General features: G+C 65.9%; 18 protein-coding genes. 11 read left to right on the top strand and 7 right to left on the bottom strand.

The window, feature by feature from the left end; all coding sequences use genetic code 11:
• Positions 1-96 precede the first annotated feature (96 nt).
• The 5 genes from NMQ16_RS04050 (at position 97) to NMQ16_RS04030 (ending at position 5,884) form a co-directional block, all read left to right on the top strand.
• A complete protein-coding gene (locus NMQ16_RS04050; protein ID WP_257079209.1) occupies positions 97-1,359 on the top strand; it encodes an ATP-binding protein in 1,263 nt (420 codons plus the stop codon).
• On the top strand, positions 1,356-1,925 hold the full coding sequence (locus NMQ16_RS04045) for a hypothetical protein (protein ID WP_257079208.1): 570 nt from the start codon (positions 1,356-1,358) through the stop codon (positions 1,923-1,925). The genes NMQ16_RS04050 and NMQ16_RS04045 overlap by 4 nt, the downstream gene beginning before the upstream one ends.
• 369 nt (positions 1,926-2,294) lie before the next feature.
• The gene (locus NMQ16_RS04040) at positions 2,295-3,782 is read left to right on the top strand and encodes an acetamidase/formamidase family protein (protein WP_257079207.1); all 1,488 of its coding nucleotides are present in this window, start codon (positions 2,295-2,297) and stop codon (positions 3,780-3,782) included.
• A gap of 463 nt (positions 3,783-4,245) precedes the next feature.
• A complete protein-coding gene (locus NMQ16_RS04035; RefSeq protein ID WP_257079206.1) occupies positions 4,246-5,106 on the top strand; it encodes a DMT family transporter in 861 nt (286 codons plus the stop codon).
• A gap of 10 nt (positions 5,107-5,116) precedes the next feature.
• Positions 5,117-5,884 carry an AraC family transcriptional regulator gene (locus NMQ16_RS04030; protein ID WP_257079205.1) on the top strand — a complete coding sequence of 256 codons (768 nt, stop codon included), beginning with the start codon at positions 5,117-5,119 and terminating at the stop codon, positions 5,882-5,884.
• Between the two features lie 27 nt (positions 5,885-5,911).
• Here the strand turns inward: NMQ16_RS04030 and NMQ16_RS04025 are convergent, their stop codons facing one another.
• From NMQ16_RS04025 to NMQ16_RS03995, 7 genes are all read right to left on the bottom strand, one after another.
• Positions 5,912-6,751 carry an aldehyde dehydrogenase gene (locus tag NMQ16_RS04025; protein WP_257079204.1) on the bottom strand — a complete coding sequence of 280 codons (840 nt, stop codon included), beginning with the start codon at positions 6,749-6,751 and terminating at the stop codon, positions 5,912-5,914.
• 52 nt (positions 6,752-6,803) lie between these two features.
• Complete coding sequence (locus NMQ16_RS04020) at positions 6,804-7,682, bottom strand: phosphoribulokinase (protein WP_257079203.1); 879 nt, start codon at positions 7,680-7,682, stop codon at positions 6,804-6,806.
• Between the two features lie 41 nt (positions 7,683-7,723).
• Complete coding sequence (locus NMQ16_RS04015; protein WP_257079202.1) at positions 7,724-8,818, bottom strand: class 1 fructose-bisphosphatase; 1,095 nt, start codon at positions 8,816-8,818, stop codon at positions 7,724-7,726.
• A 131-nt stretch (positions 8,819-8,949) separates the two neighbouring features.
• On the bottom strand, positions 8,950-9,645 hold the full coding sequence (locus NMQ16_RS04010; protein ID WP_257079201.1) for an HAD-IA family hydrolase: 696 nt from the start codon (positions 9,643-9,645) through the stop codon (positions 8,950-8,952).
• Between the two features lies 1 nt (position 9,646).
• The gene (gene cbbX / locus NMQ16_RS04005; protein WP_257079200.1) at positions 9,647-10,549 is read right to left on the bottom strand and encodes a CbbX protein; all 903 of its coding nucleotides are present in this window, start codon (positions 10,547-10,549) and stop codon (positions 9,647-9,649) included.
• A gap of 14 nt (positions 10,550-10,563) precedes the next feature.
• Positions 10,564-10,983, bottom strand: a complete 420-nt coding sequence (locus tag NMQ16_RS04000) for a ribulose bisphosphate carboxylase small subunit (protein WP_257079199.1) — start codon at positions 10,981-10,983, stop codon at positions 10,564-10,566.
• 245 nt (positions 10,984-11,228) lie between these two features.
• Positions 11,229-12,695: a form I ribulose bisphosphate carboxylase large subunit gene (locus NMQ16_RS03995; RefSeq protein WP_069038877.1), complete on the bottom strand. Its 1,467-nt coding sequence runs from the start codon at positions 12,693-12,695 to the stop codon at positions 11,229-11,231.
• A gap of 323 nt (positions 12,696-13,018) precedes the next feature.
• Here NMQ16_RS03995 and NMQ16_RS03990 point away from each other — a divergent pair, with 323 nt between their 5' ends.
• The 6 genes from NMQ16_RS03990 (at position 13,019) to NMQ16_RS03965 (ending at position 19,027) form a co-directional block, all read left to right on the top strand.
• On the top strand, positions 13,019-13,948 hold the full coding sequence (locus tag NMQ16_RS03990) for a LysR family transcriptional regulator (protein ID WP_257079198.1): 930 nt from the start codon (positions 13,019-13,021) through the stop codon (positions 13,946-13,948).
• 290 nt (positions 13,949-14,238) lie between these two features.
• Positions 14,239-15,324, top strand: a complete 1,086-nt coding sequence (locus tag NMQ16_RS03985; RefSeq protein WP_257079197.1) for a hydrogenase small subunit — start codon at positions 14,239-14,241, stop codon at positions 15,322-15,324.
• Positions 15,325-15,374: 50 nt separating this feature from the next.
• Complete coding sequence (locus NMQ16_RS03980; RefSeq protein WP_257079196.1) at positions 15,375-17,231, top strand: nickel-dependent hydrogenase large subunit; 1,857 nt, start codon at positions 15,375-15,377, stop codon at positions 17,229-17,231.
• Between the two features lie 36 nt (positions 17,232-17,267).
• Positions 17,268-17,891, top strand: coding sequence for a HupE/UreJ family protein (locus NMQ16_RS03975; RefSeq protein WP_257079195.1), 624 nt, complete (start codon positions 17,268-17,270; stop codon positions 17,889-17,891).
• 25 nt (positions 17,892-17,916) lie between these two features.
• Complete coding sequence (cybH, locus tag NMQ16_RS03970; RefSeq protein WP_257079194.1) at positions 17,917-18,645, top strand: Ni/Fe-hydrogenase, b-type cytochrome subunit; 729 nt, start codon at positions 17,917-17,919, stop codon at positions 18,643-18,645.
• A 4-nt stretch (positions 18,646-18,649) separates the two neighbouring features.
• Positions 18,650-19,027 (top strand): HigA family addiction module antitoxin, encoded by a 378-nt coding sequence (locus NMQ16_RS03965; protein WP_257079193.1) that lies wholly within the window; start codon positions 18,650-18,652, stop codon positions 19,025-19,027.
• The last annotated feature ends 19 nt before the right edge of the window (positions 19,028-19,046 follow it).

The following is a 19,046-nucleotide window of genomic DNA, read 5'->3' as shown; positions in this document are numbered from 1 at the left end:
TTCATAAAAGAAACGAGGGAAATGCCTGTTCGCTTCGCTTTTCGTGTCGGGGTTTGATCTAATCTCGCGGGCACACGAAGAGGACACTTCCACGACATGCTCCAATATCTACATCTAAAAGACGTCGGTCTGTCGCCGGATGTTCGGGTCGACTGGGCGGAGCGAATCAATCTGATCGCCGGTGACAACGGCCTGGGCAAGAGCTTTCTGCTCGATTTGGCTTGGTGGGCGCTGACTCGTACATGGGCGGGACAGGTGGCGTTGCCGGCTCCATCCAGCAAAAAGGCATCGATCGAATACGTGGTCCGTGGCGTCGCCAAAGCAGCCGAGCCGGTGGTATCCACTTTCCGGCGCACCGATGAAACCTGGCCGCTGGATGCCAAGCGGCCGCCGATTCCGGGCATCGTCGTCTATATCCGCATCGATGGCGGCTTTTCGGTGTGGGACCCGGCACGCAATTACTGGCGCAACGATCCCGGTCGACCGTCGGCCTATCATTTCCAGGCCGCCGATGTATGGAATGGCCTCGACGTGAAGGGCCAGCGCGTATGCGAGGGCCTGGAGCGCGACTGGGTGAACTGGCAAGAGGGGCGCAAGCCGCAGTTCCAGGCGTTGGAAGAGGTGCTGCGGGTCATATCGCCACCGTCCGAACCACTGAGGGTTGGCCAGCCGCAAAGGCTGTTCGTCGGCGAAGGGCGAGACCGGCCAACCTTGCTGGTCGGCAATCAGACGGTACCGGTGACGCTGGCATCGGCCGGTGTGCGCCGCATGCTCGCGCTCGCCTACTTTCTGGTGTGGGCTTGGCATGAACACCGGGTGGCTGCGCAGTTGCTGGGAAAGAAGCCTGAAGACCGTTTCGTCATCCTGTTCGATGAGCCGGAAACCCATCTTCACCCGCGCTGGCAACGCTCGGTGCTGCCCAGCGTGCTGCAGGCGATCGACATTCTGCGCGGCAAGAACGGCAAGCCGCCGCAAATGCTGGTAGCCACGCATGCGCCACTGGTGGCCGCCTCGCTCGAGCCCTACTTCGATCCGGTAAAGGACGATCTGATCCACCTTTCCCTGCGTGACGGTCGCGTTGAGATCGACCAGGGTGGTTGGGCGACACAGGGTGACGCAACCAATTGGCTGGTATCCGAAACCTTCGGCCTGGAACAGGCGCGTTCGGTCGAAGCAGAGCGCGCCATCGAAGCAGCCGAGGCCTTCATGCGTGGCGACAAGCCCCTGCCAGCGGGGCTGGACAGTCAGAAGGCTATTCATGCGCAGCTCAAGAAGCTATTGCCCGCAGGCGATGAGTTCTGGCCGCGTTGGCTCGTGAAAACAAATGCCATCAAAGTCTTGCGTGGGGACAAGGGATGATTCCGGTTGCCAAGGTGCGGAAGCCGAAGGATTTCGACAGCAAGGTGAAGGCACCGGGAAATGACTGGCTTGCGGCGAATCCCGGCGCCAAACGCCCGAAGGCACTTTGGGAGCCCTACATAGCCAAACTTTCGGAAGGCTTTTTTGATATGTGCGGCTACGCTGCCATGCACGACCCGACCGGCGGCACGGTGGACCATTACCTCAGCTACAAAAACCACCCAAAGCTCGCATACGAGTGGAGCAACTACCGCTTTGCATCTGCGACGTTGAATTCCTCGAAGAAGAATGCCGATGCCGACGTGCTTGATCCTTATGAGGTCGGTCAGGGGTGGTTCGAGATCATCCTTCCGTCTCTGCAGATGCGTGTTACCGACGCGGTGCCGGCAGCGCATCGCGCCAAGGCTGAGTACACACTGAAGCGCCTCAAGCTGCGCGATGGCGAACGCATCATCCGCTGGCGCAAGTCGTGGTACGACATGTATCGAAGCGGCGATTTGAGTCTGGACGGCCTTCGCCGGGTTGCGCCTCTGCTGGCAGCGGCGGTTGAGGCGCAGACTGGCTGATGAATGGAAAAGCTGTGTGTGAACCCCGACGCTTTTGGTAGCCGAGGTTCTTGCGCTTACCCGGAAGTCGAACTGAAGTTCGAGTTTCATGGACAGTGTGCTTTACAGCTTTCCACGCATTGCGGCGGCCAGCGTTGCAATGATCTGAAGCCCGTCACTCTAGGTAGCTCCAGCGCCCTGCACCCGCACGCTCGCAGAGCAAGGTCAGAGATGCTCATCACGGCGAGCCCTGTTGCAGTGCGCAACGCACCGCAAGCGGGCAAATTTCACACACCCGCCCATTGATTCTTAACGACTTTCCGTCTGGCACGGTTGATGCACTGCAACACGCGGTGCTGCACATCCCCACTGTCCAGAAGGAGCGTCCGCATGTCGAGCTGTACTCATCCCGCACATCAGCACTGCAGTTTCTGTGATGCAAAAGGCCGCCTGACGGTACAGGTCGATGGCAATGGCGAGGCGGCGCTCGATACGCCGGCGCCGCCGGATCCGTCACGGCGCGGCTTGCTGAAGGGTTCGCTGGCGGCCGGCTTCGGCACGCTGAGCGCCGGCTGGGTCGGCTCGGCGATGGCCAAGGATGCGGCCACCGGCACGATGAAGGCAGTCAATCACTATTACATCGCGGCCAGCGCCGACACGGTGCACTGGGGTTACTTCAGCAAGTCGCTGAAGCCGCAGGTGACCGTCGAGCCGGGTGATTTCGTCACCATCGAAACGCTGACCCACCACGCGGGCGACGATTTCGATCGCATGATCAAGGGTGACCCGGGCGCGGAAAGCGTTTTCTACTGGGACAAGAAGAAGAAGGGCGTCATCCGCCGCGGTGCCGGGCCGATGGACGCCAGCCTGTTCGGGCGCGGCGCCGGCGAAGGTCTCGGTGTACACATATGCACCGGGCCGGTGTACGTGAAGGGCGCGGAAGAGGGCGACGTGCTCGAGGTGCGCATCGTCGACGTCACGCCGCGGCCGAGCGCCAACCCGAAGTACAAGGGCAAGAGCTTCGGCGTCAATGCCGCGGCCTGGTGGGGCTTCCACTTCAAGGAGCTGATCACCGAGCCGAAGGAACGCGAAGTCATCACGATCTACGAGATCGACGCCAGCAGCGAGAAGAACTGGGCGCAGGCGGTGTACAACTTCCAGTGGACACCGCAGACCGATCCGTTCGGCGTGGTGCACAAGACGATCGACTACCCGGGCGTGGTCGTCGATCACTCGACGATCAAGGAAAATCACGGCGTGCTGAAGAACGTGCGCGTGCCGACGCGGCCGCACTTCGGCGTGACCGGCGTGGCGCCGAAGGAAGCCGACATGGTCGATTCCATCCCGCCCAGCTATACCGGCGGCAACATCGACAACTGGCGCATCGGCAAGGGCGCAACGATGTACTACCCGGTCGCCGTCAAGGGCGCGCTGTTTTCGGTCGGTGATCCGCACGCGGGTCAGGGCGACTCCGAACTGTGCGGCACGGCCATCGAATGTTCACTGACCGGCACCTTCCAGTTCATCCTGCACAAGAAGGCCGACCTCGCCGGCACCGCACTCGAAAAGCTCGCCTACCCGCTGCTTGAAACACCTGAGGAATGGGTGATCCACGGCTTCAGCTTCGCCAACTACCTGGCCGAACTGGGCGACAAGGCGCAGAGCGACATCTACGCCAAATCGTCGGTCGACCTCGCACTGAAGGACGCCTTCCGCAAGAGCCGCGCCTTCCTGATGGACACGCAGAAGCTCACCGAGGACGAAGCGATTTCGCTGCTGTCGGTCGGCGTCGACTTCGCCGTGACCCAGGTGGTGGATGGCAACTGGGGCGTGCACGCGGTGATCAGGAAGGCACTGTTCTCCGGCGGCAGCCTGTAGGAGCTGGACTTGTGGGAGCGGCGGCCCCGCCGCGATCAGCCCCGCGATGGTCTTTGTGCGGCGTGCCGTCCCTGTAGGAGCGGCGGCCTCGCCGCGATCAGTCCCGCGATGGTCTCTGTGCAGCGTGCCATCCCTGTGGGAGCGGCGGCCTCGCCGCGATCAGCCCCGCGATGGTCTCTGTGCAGCGTGCTGTCCCTGTGGGAGCGGCGGCCCCGCCGCGATCGCGCCGCGATGGTCTCTGTGCAGCATGCCGTCCCTGTGGGAGCGGCGGCCTCGCCGCGATACTCGCGTTGATCAGCGATAATCGAAGCATCAATCGCGGCGGGGCCGCCGCTCCCACAGGTCCCTCCCACAGGCCCGCCGCCGCCGCCGTGTCCGGCGCAGGCAGTCATTGCAGTTTTCGACAAGACATCACCGCGGTGCCCGTGCAGACTGGCAGCCCTCTCATTCCGGGTCCCGTGTCGTGCTCGCCGTCATCGCCCCTGCCCTGTTCGTCGTCGTCTGGTCCACCGGTTTCATCGTTGCGCGGGCGATCGACGGCGTGGCCGATCCGGCGCTATTCCTGCTCGCCCGCTTCACGTTGACCACACTGATGTACGCCGCCATCGCCGGCGCGCTGCGTGTCGCCTGGCCGGCGCGCAGCCAGTGGCCCAAGCATCTGCTGGCTGGTGCGCTGCTGCAGGGCGTCTACATGGGCGGCGGCTACTGGGCGGTGGCGCACGGGCTGTCGCCGGCGGTGATGGCGCTGCTGGCCACGCTGCAGCCGATGTTCACCGCCCTGATCGCGCAGCGCCTGTTCAACGAACCGCCGGGCCGTCATTTCTGGGCGGGTTTGCTGGCCGGTGCGCTGGGGGTCGTGCTGGTGCTGGCGCCGCGGCTGGCAAGCGTGGGCCCTGAGGCGTTGTCGCCGCTGGTTGTCGGTGTGGCGCTGGTCGCCGTGGCCGGCATCACCGCAGGCACGCTGGTGCAGAAAAGCTCGATCGCCGCCGCCGACCTGTTCAGTTCGAGCGCGATCCAGAATGCCGGTGGCGCGCTGGTCTGTCTGGTCGTCGCGCTGGCGCTCGGCGAGTCGTTATGGGTGCCCGGCCCGGCACTGTGGGCGTCACTGGCCTGGGCGGTGTTCGGCCTGTCGGCCATCGGCAGCACGCTGCTGGTGTGGATGGTGCGCCGTGGCTCGGCGGCAAAGGTCAGCGTGCTGGTGCTGCTGGCCCCGCCGCTGGCCGCGGTGCAGGCCGCCCTGCTGTTCGGCGAGCGGCTGGCGCCGCTGCAGATGGCCGGTTTCGCGCTGGCGCTGGGCGGCGTGCTACTGTGCCGGCGTCGCTGAAAGCCCTGTCATGCACGCCACCGATCCCAACGTCGATACCCGCTGCTACGCGGCCGAACCGGCCGGACACGCGCACGATTTCCACCAGGTCGTGCTGGGCGGCGACGGCGGTACCGAACTGGAACTCGAGAGCCATCTGCACCGGGTCGATGCCGGCGCCGGCCTGCTGATACCGGCCGGCACCCGGCACGACTACCGCGGGCTGGATGCCGCCAACCGCCAGCTCGTGGTCGACCTCCCGGCCGATTCGGTCGCCTTGCCGGCCTCGCTGTTCCGGCGTCCGCGCGCCTTCGTCATCGACGCACCTCTGCGCCGGCGCGTGCAGCCGCTGCTCGGCCTGGCCGGCGAGCGCGTGTCGCGTCCGCGTCACTGGCTGCTGGCCACCCGCTTTGCCGATGACCTGGCGCACCGCCTGCACACCGCCCCGGCGAACGACGACGCGCGCCGTTTTCCGGTCGCCCGCATCGACGCCTGGCTGCGCCGCCACGCCGGCGACGCACCGCCGCTGAAGGATCTGGCGGCCTGCTTCGGCTACGGCCCGCGCCGCTTCCATGACCTGTTCGTCGACGCCTTCGGCGAAGCCCCGCACCGTTACCTGACCCGCCTGCGCCTGGACGCCGCCCTCGCCCTGCTCGACGACGGCTCGCGTGCGCTCGGCGACATCGCGCTCGACACCGGTTTCTCCGACCAGAGCACCTTCACCCGCCGCTTCACGCAGCGCTTCGGCCTGCCGCCCGGTCACTGGCGACGGGCGGCCAGCGCACGCACCGGTTGCTGAGCACATCCGGCCGCGGGCCGGGCCGCATCAGACGCGCGCCATCACTTCCAGTGTGTCGACCAGCCGGCATGCGTAGCCCAGTTCGCTGCGGTAGCCGGCGCACACCTTGACGATGCGGCCCGACACCTGGGTGAGCGCTGCCTGGAACAGGCAGGAGTGCATGTCGTTCGCGGCGGCTGTGCCGGCGTCCGGGCCGTCGCAGTAACGCAGCAGTTCGCCCCAGGCGCCGAAGCTGGCGCACTGGATCAGCGCATTCACCTCTTCCACGCTGGTGTCCCGCGAGGCGACGAACATCATGCCGAGCAGCACCAGATCGCAGTCCGGCACATGCACCGGCGGTGTTTCGTCGAGTGCGCCCGGCAGGCGGGGCAGCACCTGCTGCAGCTGCGCGGCCACACTGCCTTCGCGCTCGCAGGCGACGCCGGCGCAGTGCTGCACGTCGAGCATCGGCGTGATCACCGCGTGCTCGATGCCCAGCGCGTAATGCAGCAGGCGCGCCACCGGTGCGATGCCGTGGGTGGCGCTGCATGCGCCATGCAGCAGGCGGTGCGAGCCGTCGATCCGCATGTGGTTCACGCCGAACACCACCATGCCGTCGAAGGCGAAGCCGCCGGCCGGTGCGCCGCACAGCACCTTGGTCGCGCCCGCCGCGAGGTGCCGCCGCGGATCGCCGCCTGAACAATCGAGCACGATGTCGACACCGTGCTGGCCCCAGGCCGGCGTGGCATCGCCGGGGGCGTCGTCGCGCGCCGCCACGCTGACCAGTTCCAGCCCGCCGTTGGCGCAGAAAGCCGCGTGCGCGCCGATCGCCGCGCGCGCGTTGCGCGCGGTGCGTCCGCAGCCGTCGATGGCGATCCGCCTCACCATGTTCGCTGCGGCGGCATTCGTCGCCGCCTGTTCCGTCGGGTCACCATGTCGTTCATGCCGCCCGCTGTTGTCGACGCCGTTCCAGCAGGCGCAGGATCATCGGCGTGAAGATGAGCTGCATCGCCAGTTCCATCTTGCCGCCCGGCACCACCAGCGTGTTGGCGCGCGACATGAAGGAGTCGTGCAGCATGCTCAGCAGGTAGGGAAAGTCGAAGCCGCGCGGATTCGAGAAGCGGATCACCACCAGGCTTTCGTCGGCGGTCGGAATGGTGCGCGCGATGAAGGGGTCGCTGGTGTCGACCACCGGCACACGCTGGAAGTTGATGTGGGTGCGCGTGAATTGCGGGCAGATGTAATGCACGTAGTCGTGCATGCGGCCGAGGATGACGTCGGTCACCGCGGCGGTCGAGTAGCCGCGCGTGCTGCGGTCGCGATGTATCTTCTGTATCCATTCCAGATTGATCACCGGCACCACGCCGATCAGCAGGTCGGGGTAGCGCGACACGTCGATGCTGTCGGTCTTCACGCCTCCGTGCAGGCCTTCGTAGAACAGCAGCTCGCTCGGCGGCAGGTCGGACCAGGGCGTGAAGGTGCCGGCCGGCTGGTCGTACGGGGCGGCCTCCTCGTCGTTGTGCAGGTATTTGCGGCTGCGCCCGGTCCCGGTTTCCGAGTAGGTGCGGAACAGCGTTTCGAGTTCGTCGAACAGATTGGCCTCTTCGCCGAAATGGCTGAAGTGCGGTTTTTCCTTCGGATCGATCTCGGCGGCGGCGCGCTTCATTTCGGCGCGGTCGTAGCGATGGAAGCTGTCGCCCTCGATCACGGCCGCGGCCACGCCTTCGCGGCGGAAGATGCTTTCGAAAGTTCGGGTGACCGATGTGGTGCCGGCGCCGGACGAGCCGGTGATCGCAACGATGGGGTGTCTGACTGACATGGCAACCTCGTGATGACTGGATTCTTTACCTTCAGTCCCGCTCAGCCGTTCTGACCGGCGAACAGTCCGCGCCGCCCGAACAGCGGCGACTCATAGGTGTCCGGTTGCGGTTCGCGGTGATAGGCCTCGATGCGGGTCACTTCTTCGGCCGAGCCGAAGACGAACGCAATGCGCTGGTGCAGCGACGTCGGCTGCACCTCCATCAGCCTGCTGTGCCCGGTGCTCGCCATGCCACCCGCCTGCTCGATCAGGAAGGACACCGGATTCGCCTCGTACAGAAGGCGCAGCCGGCCCGGCTTCGACGGGTCCTTCGTGTCGCGCGGATACATGAACACGCCGCCGCGCATCAGGATGCGATGCGTTTCGGCCACCAGCGAGGCGATCCAGCGCATGTTGAAGTCCTCGCCGCGCGGACCGGTCTTGCCGGCCAGGCACTCATCGACATAGCGGCGCACCGCGGGTTCCCAGAAGCGGCTGTTCGACGCATTGATGGCGAATTCGCGCGTGCTGCGCGGCACCTTCAGATTGGCGTGGCTGAGCACCCATTCGCCGAGCACCGGGTCGAGCGTGAAGGCGTGCGTGCCGTTGCCCAGCGTCAGCACGAGCATGGTGGACGGGCCGTAGATGGCGTAACCGGCGCAGACCTGCTGCGTGCCCGGCTGCAGGAAGTCGGCGCCGGTCGCGTCTTCGCCCGGTCGCACGGCGCGCGTGATCGAAAAGATGCTGCCGACCGACACATTGACGTCGATGTTGGACGAGCCATCGAGCGGGTCGAATGCCAGCAGATACTTGCCGCGCGGATAGTGGCCCGGCAGCAGGTGGATGTCGTCCAGCTCCTCGGACGCCATGGCGGCGACGTGACCGCCCCATTCGTTGGCGCGCAGGAAGATGTTGTTGCTCAGCACATCGAGCGTCTTCTGCGTTTCGCCCTGGATGTTGATCGCGCGACCCGAGCCGCTCTTGTCGTGGTCACCCAGCACGTCGGCCAGACCGCCGAACGCCACCTTGCGCGAAATCGCCTTGCAGGCGAGCGCGACGTCGGCAATCAGGCCGTTCAGGTCGCCGGTGGCACCCGGGTGCCGGCGCCGCTCCTCGATCAGGAACTGAATCAACGTGCTGCGTCCGCCTGTCGGCATTTCGGTCTCCCCCTCAGGTCACTGCACAGGTCACTGCTCAGGTCATTGTTTTGCCCGGTTGTCCGGCCGCGCCTCTGCGGGCGCGGTCCGGCCGGGGTGCTGCCTGCTCTTCCCTCTCCATCCCGGTCGCGCTAACGCGGTTCGGCGCAGCGCGACACCATTTCCTGCAGCAGTTGCGCGGGCGATGCGACATGCCAGGGCTCGATGCCTTCCGGAAGCGAATGTGCGCCATAGCCCCAGCCGACCAGCACCACCGGGCAGCCTGCGGCGCGCGCCGCCAGCAGGTCGGCCGAACTGTCGCCCACCATCAGCAGCTCGCGCGGTGCAACGTGCAGCCGCTGCGCGGCGGCGAACAGCGCCGCCGGTGACGGCTTGAGTTCGTCCGCCCGGTCACCGCCATGCACCGACGCCATGAAAGGCAGCAGGCCGGCCGCCCCGAGCACGGCACGCGCCAGCAGGGTCGGCTTGTTGGTGACCACGGCGAGCGGAAACACGCCGTACAGCCCTTCGACCATGTCGGCGATGCCGTCATACACATGGCCGTACTTGAGCGGTGCGGCCAGCGTGGCGTCGTCGAAGGACTGGCGCAGCTGCGTCTGCAGTACGCCGTCGGGGTCGGCGATGCCGAAATGCGCCAGCGCACGGCGGATCAGCAGATCCGGGCCGCCGCCGATCCAGCCGCGTGCGGTGTCGAGATCGGCGCTCGCCAGGCCGGCCTGGGCCAGGCCGGCATTGAGCGCGGCGCAGATGTCGGGTGCGCTGTCGACCAGCGTGCCGTCGAGGTCGAAGGCGATCGCGCGGATGTGGTTCAGGGTGTCGGGGTTCATGTCAGCTGTCTTGTCGGTTCATCGAAAACACGCGACTGGCCAGCACGTCTTCGGCGTACAGCGTGCAGAGCGCATCGCGCGTCGGCGCCGTGTCGGTGGCGAACAGCCGGGTGGCGTGGCGCAGCCGGATGCGGTCGAGCGCGTTGCGCACCGAACGCGCATTGGCGAAGTGCGGCTGCTGGCGGCGCAGGCCAAGGTAGCGTTCGAACGCCGATTCGGCGGTGTCGTCGAAGCGGTAGTTCAGGTTGCGCAGCATCAGCTGGGCGATGCGCATCAACTCGTCCTGGTCGTAGTCCGGGAAGTCGATGTGGTGCGCGATGCGCGACGCCATGCCGGGGTTGCTGGAAAAGAAGGTGTCCATGCGGTCGCGGTAGCCGGCCAGGATCACCACCAGGTCGTCGCGGTGGTTCTCCATCACCTGCAGCAGGATTTCGATCGCTTCCTGTCCGTAGTCGCGTTCGTTCTCCGGCCGGTACAGGTAGTAGGCCTCGTCGATGAACAGCACGCCGCCCATCGCCTTCTTGATGATTTCCTTCGTCTTGGGCGCGGTGTGGCCGATGAACTGGCCGACCAGATCGTCGCGCGTCACCGCCACCATGTGGCCCTTGCGCACATAGCCGAGCTGCTTCAGCACCTCGGCCATGCGCAGCGCGACCGTGGTCTTGCCGGTGCCGGGGTTGCCGGTGAAGCACATGTGCAGCGACGGCGGCTTCGACTGCAGGCCCTGCTCGGCGCGCAGCCGGTCGATCAGCAGCAGTGCGGCGATGTCGCGGATGCGGCTCTTGACCGGCGCAAGCCCGATCAGCTCGTCATCGAGCTGGTCGAGCAGGGCCTGCACGCCGGACGATGCGAACATCGAGCGCGGCGATGCGATTCCGGTCGGGGGGGCGGTGGCGGCGTCCATGAGGCAAAACTCCTTCAGTAACGCGCGCCTTCCGGACGCGCCTGCACGGCATAGCTTTCGATGCTGTAGCGCACGGTGCGACCCGGTTCTTCGGTGCGGATCAGGCGGAAGCCGGGTTCCGCATCGGGCCGGTTCACGATGAACGACAGCACGACCGATTCGGTGCCGTGCGTCGAGTCGAACGCGGTGACCCGGATGTAGTACTGCGGGAAGGTGGCGCGGCAGGCGTTCACCTCGAGCAGGATGGCGGCCGCGTCGCGGATGTCGAACATCGGGTTGCCGTACATTTCCCAGAAGGTGTTGCGCGGGTGCGGGTCATCGGTGTACTCGATGCCGACCGCCCAGCCCTGGTCCAGGCAGTAGTCGATCTGCGCCGCGATCTGGGAATCGGTCAGGTCCGGCAGGTAGGAAAAGGTGCCCTGGGTGATGCGCATGGTGTTCTCCTTGTTCAGTTGATGTTCTCTGGCCGCGGCGGCGGCCTGCGAGAGCGGCGGCGAACTGTGGGTACAGCGGCGGCCTGTGGGAGCGGCGGCCTCGCCGCGATCGTGCGGCGATGGTCGCTGTGCAAAGTGCCTATCGCGGCGAGGCCGCCGCTCCCACAGACCATCGCCGCTCGTACAGCCATTGCGTTCGCTCCGACGGTCGCCAGTCCCCGACTCACGCCGTGCTCACGCCGTATTCACGCCACCGACGGCGTCGGCGCGTAGTCCGAGGTGTCGGTCGACGCATAGTTGAAGGTGATGTCGCCCCAGGTATCGAGGGCGGCGGCCAGGGGGGAGCACCACTTCGCGGCGTCGCGCAGGATCTGCGGCCCTTCTTCGGCGATGTTCCGGCCTTCGTTGCGCGCCAGCACCATGGCTTCCAGCGCCACGCGATTGGCGGTGGCACCGGCCTGGATGCCCTGCGGGTGGCCGATGGTGCCGCCGCCGAACTGCAGCACCACGTCGTCGCCGAACAGGTCGATCAGCTGGTGCATCTGGCCGGCATGGATGCCGCCGGACGCGACCGGCATCACCTTCTTCAGTGCGCCCCAGTCCTGGTCGAAGTAGATGCCGCGCTGCAGGTCGACCTCGGTGTGCGTGTCGCGGCACACGTTGTAATAGCCCTGCACCGTCATCGGGTCGCCTTCCAGCTTGCCCACCGCGGTGCCGGCGTGGATGTGGTCGACCCCGGCCATGCGCATCCACTTGGCGATGACGCGGAAGCTCACGCCGTGGTTCTTCTGCCGCGTGTAGGTGCCGTGGCCGGCGCGGTGCAGGTGCAGGATCATGTCGTTCTGCCGGCACCAGTGCGACAGCGACTGGATCGCCGTGTAGCCGACCACCAGGTCGACCATGACGATGACCGAGCCCAGATCCTTCGCGAAGTCGGCGCGCCGGTACATTTCCTCCATCGTGCCGGCGGTGACGTTCAGGTAGCTGCCCTTGACCTCGCCGGTCGCGGCGCTGGCCTTGTTGACCGCGTCCATGACGAACAGGAAGCGGTCGCGCCAGTGCATGAAGGGCTGCGAGTTGATGTTCTCGTCGTCCTTCATGAAATCCAGCCCGCCCTTCAGGCCTTCGTACACCACGCGGCCGTAGTTGCGGCCACTCAGGCCGAGCTTGGGCTTGGTGGTCGCGCCGAGCAGCGGGCGGCCGAACTTGTCCAGCCGCTCGCGCTCCACGATGATGCCGGTCGGCGGGCCGGCAAAGGTTTTCACGTAGGCGACCGGAAACTTCATGTCTTCCAGCCGCGCCGCCTTCAGCGGCTTGAAGCTGAACACGTTGCCGATGATCGATGCGGCGACGTTGGTGATCGAACCTTCCTCGAACAGGCTCAGGTCGTAGGCGACGTAGGCGAAGAACTGACCCGGCGTGTTGGGTACCGGATCGACGCGATAGGCCTTGGCGCGGTACATGTCGCAGGCGGTCAGGCGGTCGGTCCACACGACGGTCCAGGTCGCGGTGCTCGATTCGCCCGCCACCGCGGCGGCGGCTTCGATCGGATCGACGCCGTCCTGCGGCGTGATGCGGAACAGCGCGAGGATGTCGGTCGCCTTCGGTTCGTAGTCGCTGTCCCAGTAGCCCATCTGCGCATATTTCAGGACGCCGGCCGAGTAGCGCTTCTTCGCGTCGGTGATCTGCGTCGGGGTGTTCATGTCGCCCATGTCTTCCTCCCTGATGATTCGTTCCGGCGCCCTGCCGGTCGTTTGTGTGCTGCAAGCTCGATCCGAGGCGCCGACGATAAGGAGAACTTATGGATAAGAAAAGTTTGTTTTTTTCCTTTTGATATTAAGTTACGCTTATGAACCGAAGGTGCAGCAGAATGTCGCATTGCAGCAGTTCATCGGCGCGGTGGCCGGCGTGCTGTGCAAGAGGTCTTGATTTGATGGATTTCTGGCAAAGTGCTGCAGCGCGACGTATCCGCCGGTCGGTGTCGCGCTGCCTGTGAAGGTCGGGTGTCTGTGATCCCCTGTCCGGGAGTGTGTACATGCTCAAGAACGCCACGCTTCGCCAGCTTTCCGCACTGCACGCAGTCGCCCGACTGGGCAGCGTGTCGCGTGCGGCCAGTGAAATCAATCTGACGCAGCCGGCGGTGTCGATCCAGCTCAAGCTGCTTGAGGAGTCGGCCGGCACGCCGCTGATCGAACGCGAAGGACGCGGCATCCGGCTGACGACGGCCGGTGAGGTGATGGCCGACTACGCCGGACGCATCCTCGAACTGTGGCGCGAGGTGGGCGACGAAATGGCCGCGCACCGCGGCGTCGTGTCGCGCCGGCTGCGCATCGGCGTGGTGACCACCGCCGAATATCTGGTGCCGCGCATGCTGGTCGTGTTCGCGCGCGACAATCCGAATGTCGAAGTGAAGCTCAAGGTGGGCAACCGCGACGAAATCGTGCGCCTGCTGTCGAGCCACGAGGTCGATCTGGTCATTATGGGCCGTGCGCCCAAGGAGCTGAAAACCCAGGCCACGCCGTTTGCGCGCCACACGATGGCCTTCATCGCCGCGCCGTCACATCCCCTGATGTCGCGCGGCCCGCTGCTGTTGCGGGACCTGGCGCAGGAAGACCTGCTGGTGCGCGAACGCGGTTCGGGTACGCGTACGACGCTGGAAAAGCTGTTCCGCGACGCCGAGCTGAATCTGCGCGTCGGCTCCGAGCTGTCGAGCAACGAGGCGATCAAGCAGATGTGCGCCGCCGGATTCGGCCTCGCCTTCATGTCGCAGCACATCTGCCGGCACGAGCTGGCATCGGGCGAACTGGCGCTGCTGCCGGTCGAACGCAATCCGATCGAGCGCGAGTGGTTCGTCATTCATCTGGCCGCACGCACGCTCGCCCCGGTGGCCGCCGCCTTCGAACAGTTCCTGATCGAACACGGCCAGAAGCACGTGCAGGACCAGCTGCTGCGCGCGCCGGCCTGACCCGGCCGGGCGCGCGCCGGCGTGCCCGTGCGCACTGCAAGCGTACTTTCCGCCCCCGGGTGGAAAGCGCAAATCCATCTTCCACCCCCGCCTGACGACGCCAGCCGCCTCGCCTGTCCGCTCGAATACCTTTTCCGATACGGAACAAGGTCTTGATCTGAATACCTATTTTGCTGCAGCGCAAAATTTCCGGCTGGCCCGCATCTTGTTAGTCATCCCCACCACCGGCGCGAACCAGAGGTTCGATCGGGGCGTGGCATGACAACAAGACGCACAGGGGAGACACCAGGATGGAAACCTTCTACGAGGTGATGCGCCGGCAGGGCATTTCGCGCCGCAGCTTTCTCAAGTACTGCTCATTGACGGCCACGTCGCTCGGGCTCGGCCCGGCTTTCGTGCCGCAGATCGCGCAAGCGATGGAAACCAAGCCGCGCACGCCGGTGCTGTGGCTGCACGGGCTGGAATGCACCTGCTGTTCCGAATCCTTCATCCGCTCGGCGCATCCGCTGGCGAAGGACGTGGTGCTGTCGATGATTTCGCTCGACTACGACGACACGCTGATGGCCGCCGCAGGGCACCAGGCCGAGGCGATCCTCGAAGAGATCATGACCAAGTACAAGGGCAACTACATCCTGGCGGTCGAGGGCAACCCGCCGCTGAACCAGGATGGCATGAGCTGCATCATCGGCGGCAAGCCCTTCATCGACCAGTTGAAGCACGTGGCCAAGGACGCCAAGGCCATCATCAGCTGGGGCAGCTGCGCCAGCTGGGGCTGCGTGCAGGCGGCCAAGCCGAACCCGACCCAGGCCACGCCGGTGCACAAGGTCATCTTCGACAAGCCCATCATCAAGGTGCCGGGCTGCCCGCCGATCGCCGAGGTGATGACCGGCGTGATCACCTACATGCTCACCTTCGACCGCATTCCCGAACTGGACCGCCAGGGCCGGCCGAAGATGTTCTACAGCCAGCGCATCCACGACAAGTGCTACCGCCGCCCGCACTTCGACGCCGGCCAGTTCGTCGAGGCGTGGGACGACGAATCCGCGCGCAAGGGCTACTGCCTCTACAAGGTCGGCTGCAAGGGCCCGACCACCTACAACGCCTGTTCCACCGTGCAGTGGAACGAGGGCACCAGCTTCCCGATCAAGGCCGGCCACGGCTGCATCGGCTGTTCGGAAGACGGCTTCTGGGACAAGGGTTCGTTCTACGACCGGCTGACCGACATCCACCAGTTCGGCATCGAGGCGAACGCCGACCAGGTCGGCGCGACCGCCGCCGGCGTGGTCGGTGCGGCTGCGGTGGCGCACGCCGCGGTATCGGCGATCAAGCGCGCCTCGCACAAGAACGATACCCCCGCCAGCACGGCTGACCACTGATCACGGACCTGCCCGCGCGGGCAGGACTGGTTCCAGCAAAGGATACGAAGATGGGTGCTTACGAAACGCAGGGTTTCAACATGGACAACTCGGGCCGGCGCATCGTCGTCGACCCGGTCACGCGCATCGAAGGCCACATGCGCTGCGAAGTGAATGTGGACGAGAACAACATCATCCGCAATGCGGTGTCGACCGGCACCATGTGGCGCGGTCTGGAGGTGATTCTCAAGGGGCGCGATCCGCGCGACGCCTGGGCCTTCGTCGAACGCATCTGCGGCGTCTGTACCGGCTGTCACGCGCTCACCTCGGTGCGTGCGGTGGAGGATGCGCTGGGCATCCGGATTCCGCTGAACGCGCACCTGATCCGCGAAATGATGGCGAAGACGCTGCAGGTGCATGACCACGCGGTGCACTTCTATCACCTGCACGCGCTCGACTGGGTGGACGTGGTGTCGGCGCTGAAGGCCGACCCGAAGCAGACCAGCGAACTGCAGCATCTGGTGTCGCCGTCGCATCCGATGTCCTCGCCCGGCTATTTCCGCGACATCCAGAACCGGTTGAAGAAGTTCGTCGAAAGCGGCCAGCTCGGCCCCTTCATGAATGGCTACTGGGGCAGCAAGGCCTATGTGCTGCCGCCGGAAGCCAACCTGATGGCGGTCACCCACTACCTCGAAGCGCTCGACCTGCAGAAGGAATGGGTCAAGGTGCACACCATCTTCGGCGGCAAGAACCCGCACCCGAACTATCTGGTCGGCGGCGTGCCGTGCGCGATCAACATCGACGGCGATGGCGCGGCCGGCGCGCCGATCAACATGGAGCGGCTGAACTTCGTCGAGGCGCGCATCAAGGAAATGATCGAGTTCAACAACAACGTCTACATCCCGGACGTTCTGGCCATCGGCACGATCTACAAGAACGCCGGCTGGCTGTACGGCGGCGGCCTGTCGGCGACCAACGTGGCCGATTACGGCACCTACGAGAAGGTGCCGTACGACCACAGCACGCACCAGTTGCCGGGCGGCGTCATCCTCGACGGCAACTGGGACGACATTCACGAAATCGATCCGCGCGACCCCGAGCAGGTGCAGGAATTCGTCAATCATAGCTGGTACAAGTACGCCGACGAATCCAAGGGCCTGCACCCGTGGGACGGCGTCACCGAGCCGAATTACGAGCTCGGTGCCAACACGAAGGGCACGCGCACGAACATCGAGGAAATCGACGAAAGCGCCAAGTACTCGTGGATCAAGTCGCCGCGCTGGCGCGGCCACGCGGTCGAGGTCGGCCCGCTGTCGCGCTACATCCTTGGCTATGCGCACGCGCTCAAGGGCAACACGTGGTGCCAGCGCGTGAAGGAACAGGTCGAAAGCTCGGCCGCGGCGATCAACAGCGGCATCCCGAAGGCGCTCGGCCTGCCTGAAACGCAGTACAGCGCCAAGCAGCTGCTGCCCACCACCATCGGCCGAACGCTGGCGCGCGCGCTGGAAAGCCAGTACGCAGCCGAAATGATGATGGACGACTACAAGCAGCTGATCGGCAACATCAAGGCCGGCGACACCAGCACCGCCAACGTCGAGAAGTGGGACCCGAAGACCTGGCCGAAGGAAGCCAAGGGCGTCGGCACCGTCGCCGCGCCGCGCGGCATGCTGGGCCACTGGATCCGCATCAAGGATGGTCGCATCGAGAACTACCAGTGCGTCGTGCCGACCACCTGGAACGGCAGCCCGCGCGACACCAAGGGGCAGATCGGCGCCTTCGAAGCCAGCCTGATGAACACGCCGATGGCCAATCCGGAACAGCCGGTCGAAATCCTGCGCACATTGCATTCCTTCGATCCCTGCCTCGCCTGTTCGACGCACGTGATGAGCGAGGACGGCCGCGAACTGACCACGGTGAAGGTGCGCTGAACGGCGCCCACGACAACTAGACATCAGGAGGAATCAATGAATACGTCCCCATCCTTTTTTCCGGCCTGTTCCACGGTCCGCCGCGTCTGCGTCGCGGCTGCCCTGACGCTGGCGGCCGGCCTCGCCCATGCGCATGAAGGTCACGACGCACAGGGTCTGGCCGCCGGTCTGGCGCATCCCTTCGCCGGCGTCGATCACCTGCTGGCGATGATCGCCGTCGGCATCTGGTCGGCCGCCGTGCTGCCGGCTGCGCAACGCCTGTCCGGCCCGGCGTTCTTCCTGCTTGCGCTGCTGGCTGGAGCCTACGTCGGCGTGCAAACCGGCGCGGGTGTCGCGGGTGCGTACATCGAAGCCGGTGTCGCGCTCAGCGTCGCACTGTTCGGCGTGCTGCTGCAGGCACGCCGCCAGTTGCCGGCGGCCGCCGGCTTCGCGCTGGTCGCCGCAGCCGGTGTGGTGCACGGCGTGGCGCACGGCGCCGAGTGGGCGGCGGGTACGTCGTTCGCGACCTACGCCGCCGGCTTCATGCTCGGCTCGGCGCTGCTGCACGCCATCGGTCTGGGCACCGGCGCTGCGCTGGCGCGCGTGCCCGGCTGGGTGTGGCGCGTGCAGGCGGCCGGACTCGGCGTTGCCGGCCTGTTCATGTTCGCGTCGCGCATCTGAAGCATCCAACCGCGGGAGACGACAGATGTCCGCCACTACTGAAAAGCTGTCCCACGCCACCGGCATCGACGAGGGGGCGGTCGCCCACGGCCGCTCGATCAAGTCGGTCTACGTGTATGAAGCGCCGGTGCGCGTGTGGCACTGGATCAACGCGCTGGCGATCACGGTGCTCGCGCTGACCGGCTACTTCATCGGCTCGCCGCTGCCGACGCAGCCGGGCGAAGCCAGCGCCAACTACCTGATGGGCTACATCCGCTTCGCCCACTTCGCCGCCGGCTACATCCTGGCGGTCGGTCTGCTCGGCCGCACCTACTGGGCCATTGTCGGCAATCACCATGCGCGCGAACTGTACTGGGTGCCGCTCTTCACCAGGGCCTACTGGGTCGAGGTGCTGGGCATGCTGAAGTGGTACGCCTTCATCAGCCCGCGTCCCGGGCGCTACGTCGGGCACAACCCGCTGGCGCGCTTCGCGATGTTCTTCGGCTATCTGGTGCTCACCGTGTTCATGATCGTGACCGGCTTTGCGCTGTACGGTGAAGGCGCGCAGATGGGGTCGTGGCAGGAACGCATGTTCGGCTGGGTGATCCCGCTGTTCGGCCAGTCGCAGGACGTGCATACCTGGCACCACCTCGGCATGTGGGCGCTGGTCGTGTTCATCATCGTCCATATCTACGCGGCGATCCGCGAAGACATCATGGGTCGCTCCAGCGTGGTGAGCACGATGATTTCCGGCCACCGCACGTTCAAGGACTGACGACATGTCGGCCGCCTCGTCCGAGAGCCGGCTCGCGGTGCATCGCCTGCGCCCCGGACTGCCACCGCCGCAACGCGTACCCGCCGGCATTCCGGTGCGTGCGCCGTGGCATCCGGGACGATTTCTTTCGCGCAACTATCTCGAGCCGCTCGGGCTGTCGCAGAGCGAAGCCGCGCGCGCGCTCGGCATGTCGCGCCGCCGCCTGCACGAGATCGTGCACGGCCAGCGCGCCTTCACGCCCGACACCGCCATCCGCTGCGCCCTGCTGTTCGGCACCGACGCCGCCTTCTGGCTCGCGCTGCAGTCCGCCTGGGACAGCTTCCACGCCTGGAAGTCGCTGCGCGCCACGCCCCACGCCACGCTTCCGCGCGGCGCTCACTGATTCTTTCCGAAGGGATTTT

The sequence above is a fragment of the Methyloversatilis sp. XJ19-49 genome (assembly GCF_024580145.1).
Classification (GTDB): domain Bacteria; phylum Pseudomonadota; class Gammaproteobacteria; order Burkholderiales; family Rhodocyclaceae; genus Methyloversatilis.
Note: the sequence above shows the minus strand (reverse complement) of the source record. Positions and strands in the feature narration are given on the sequence as shown.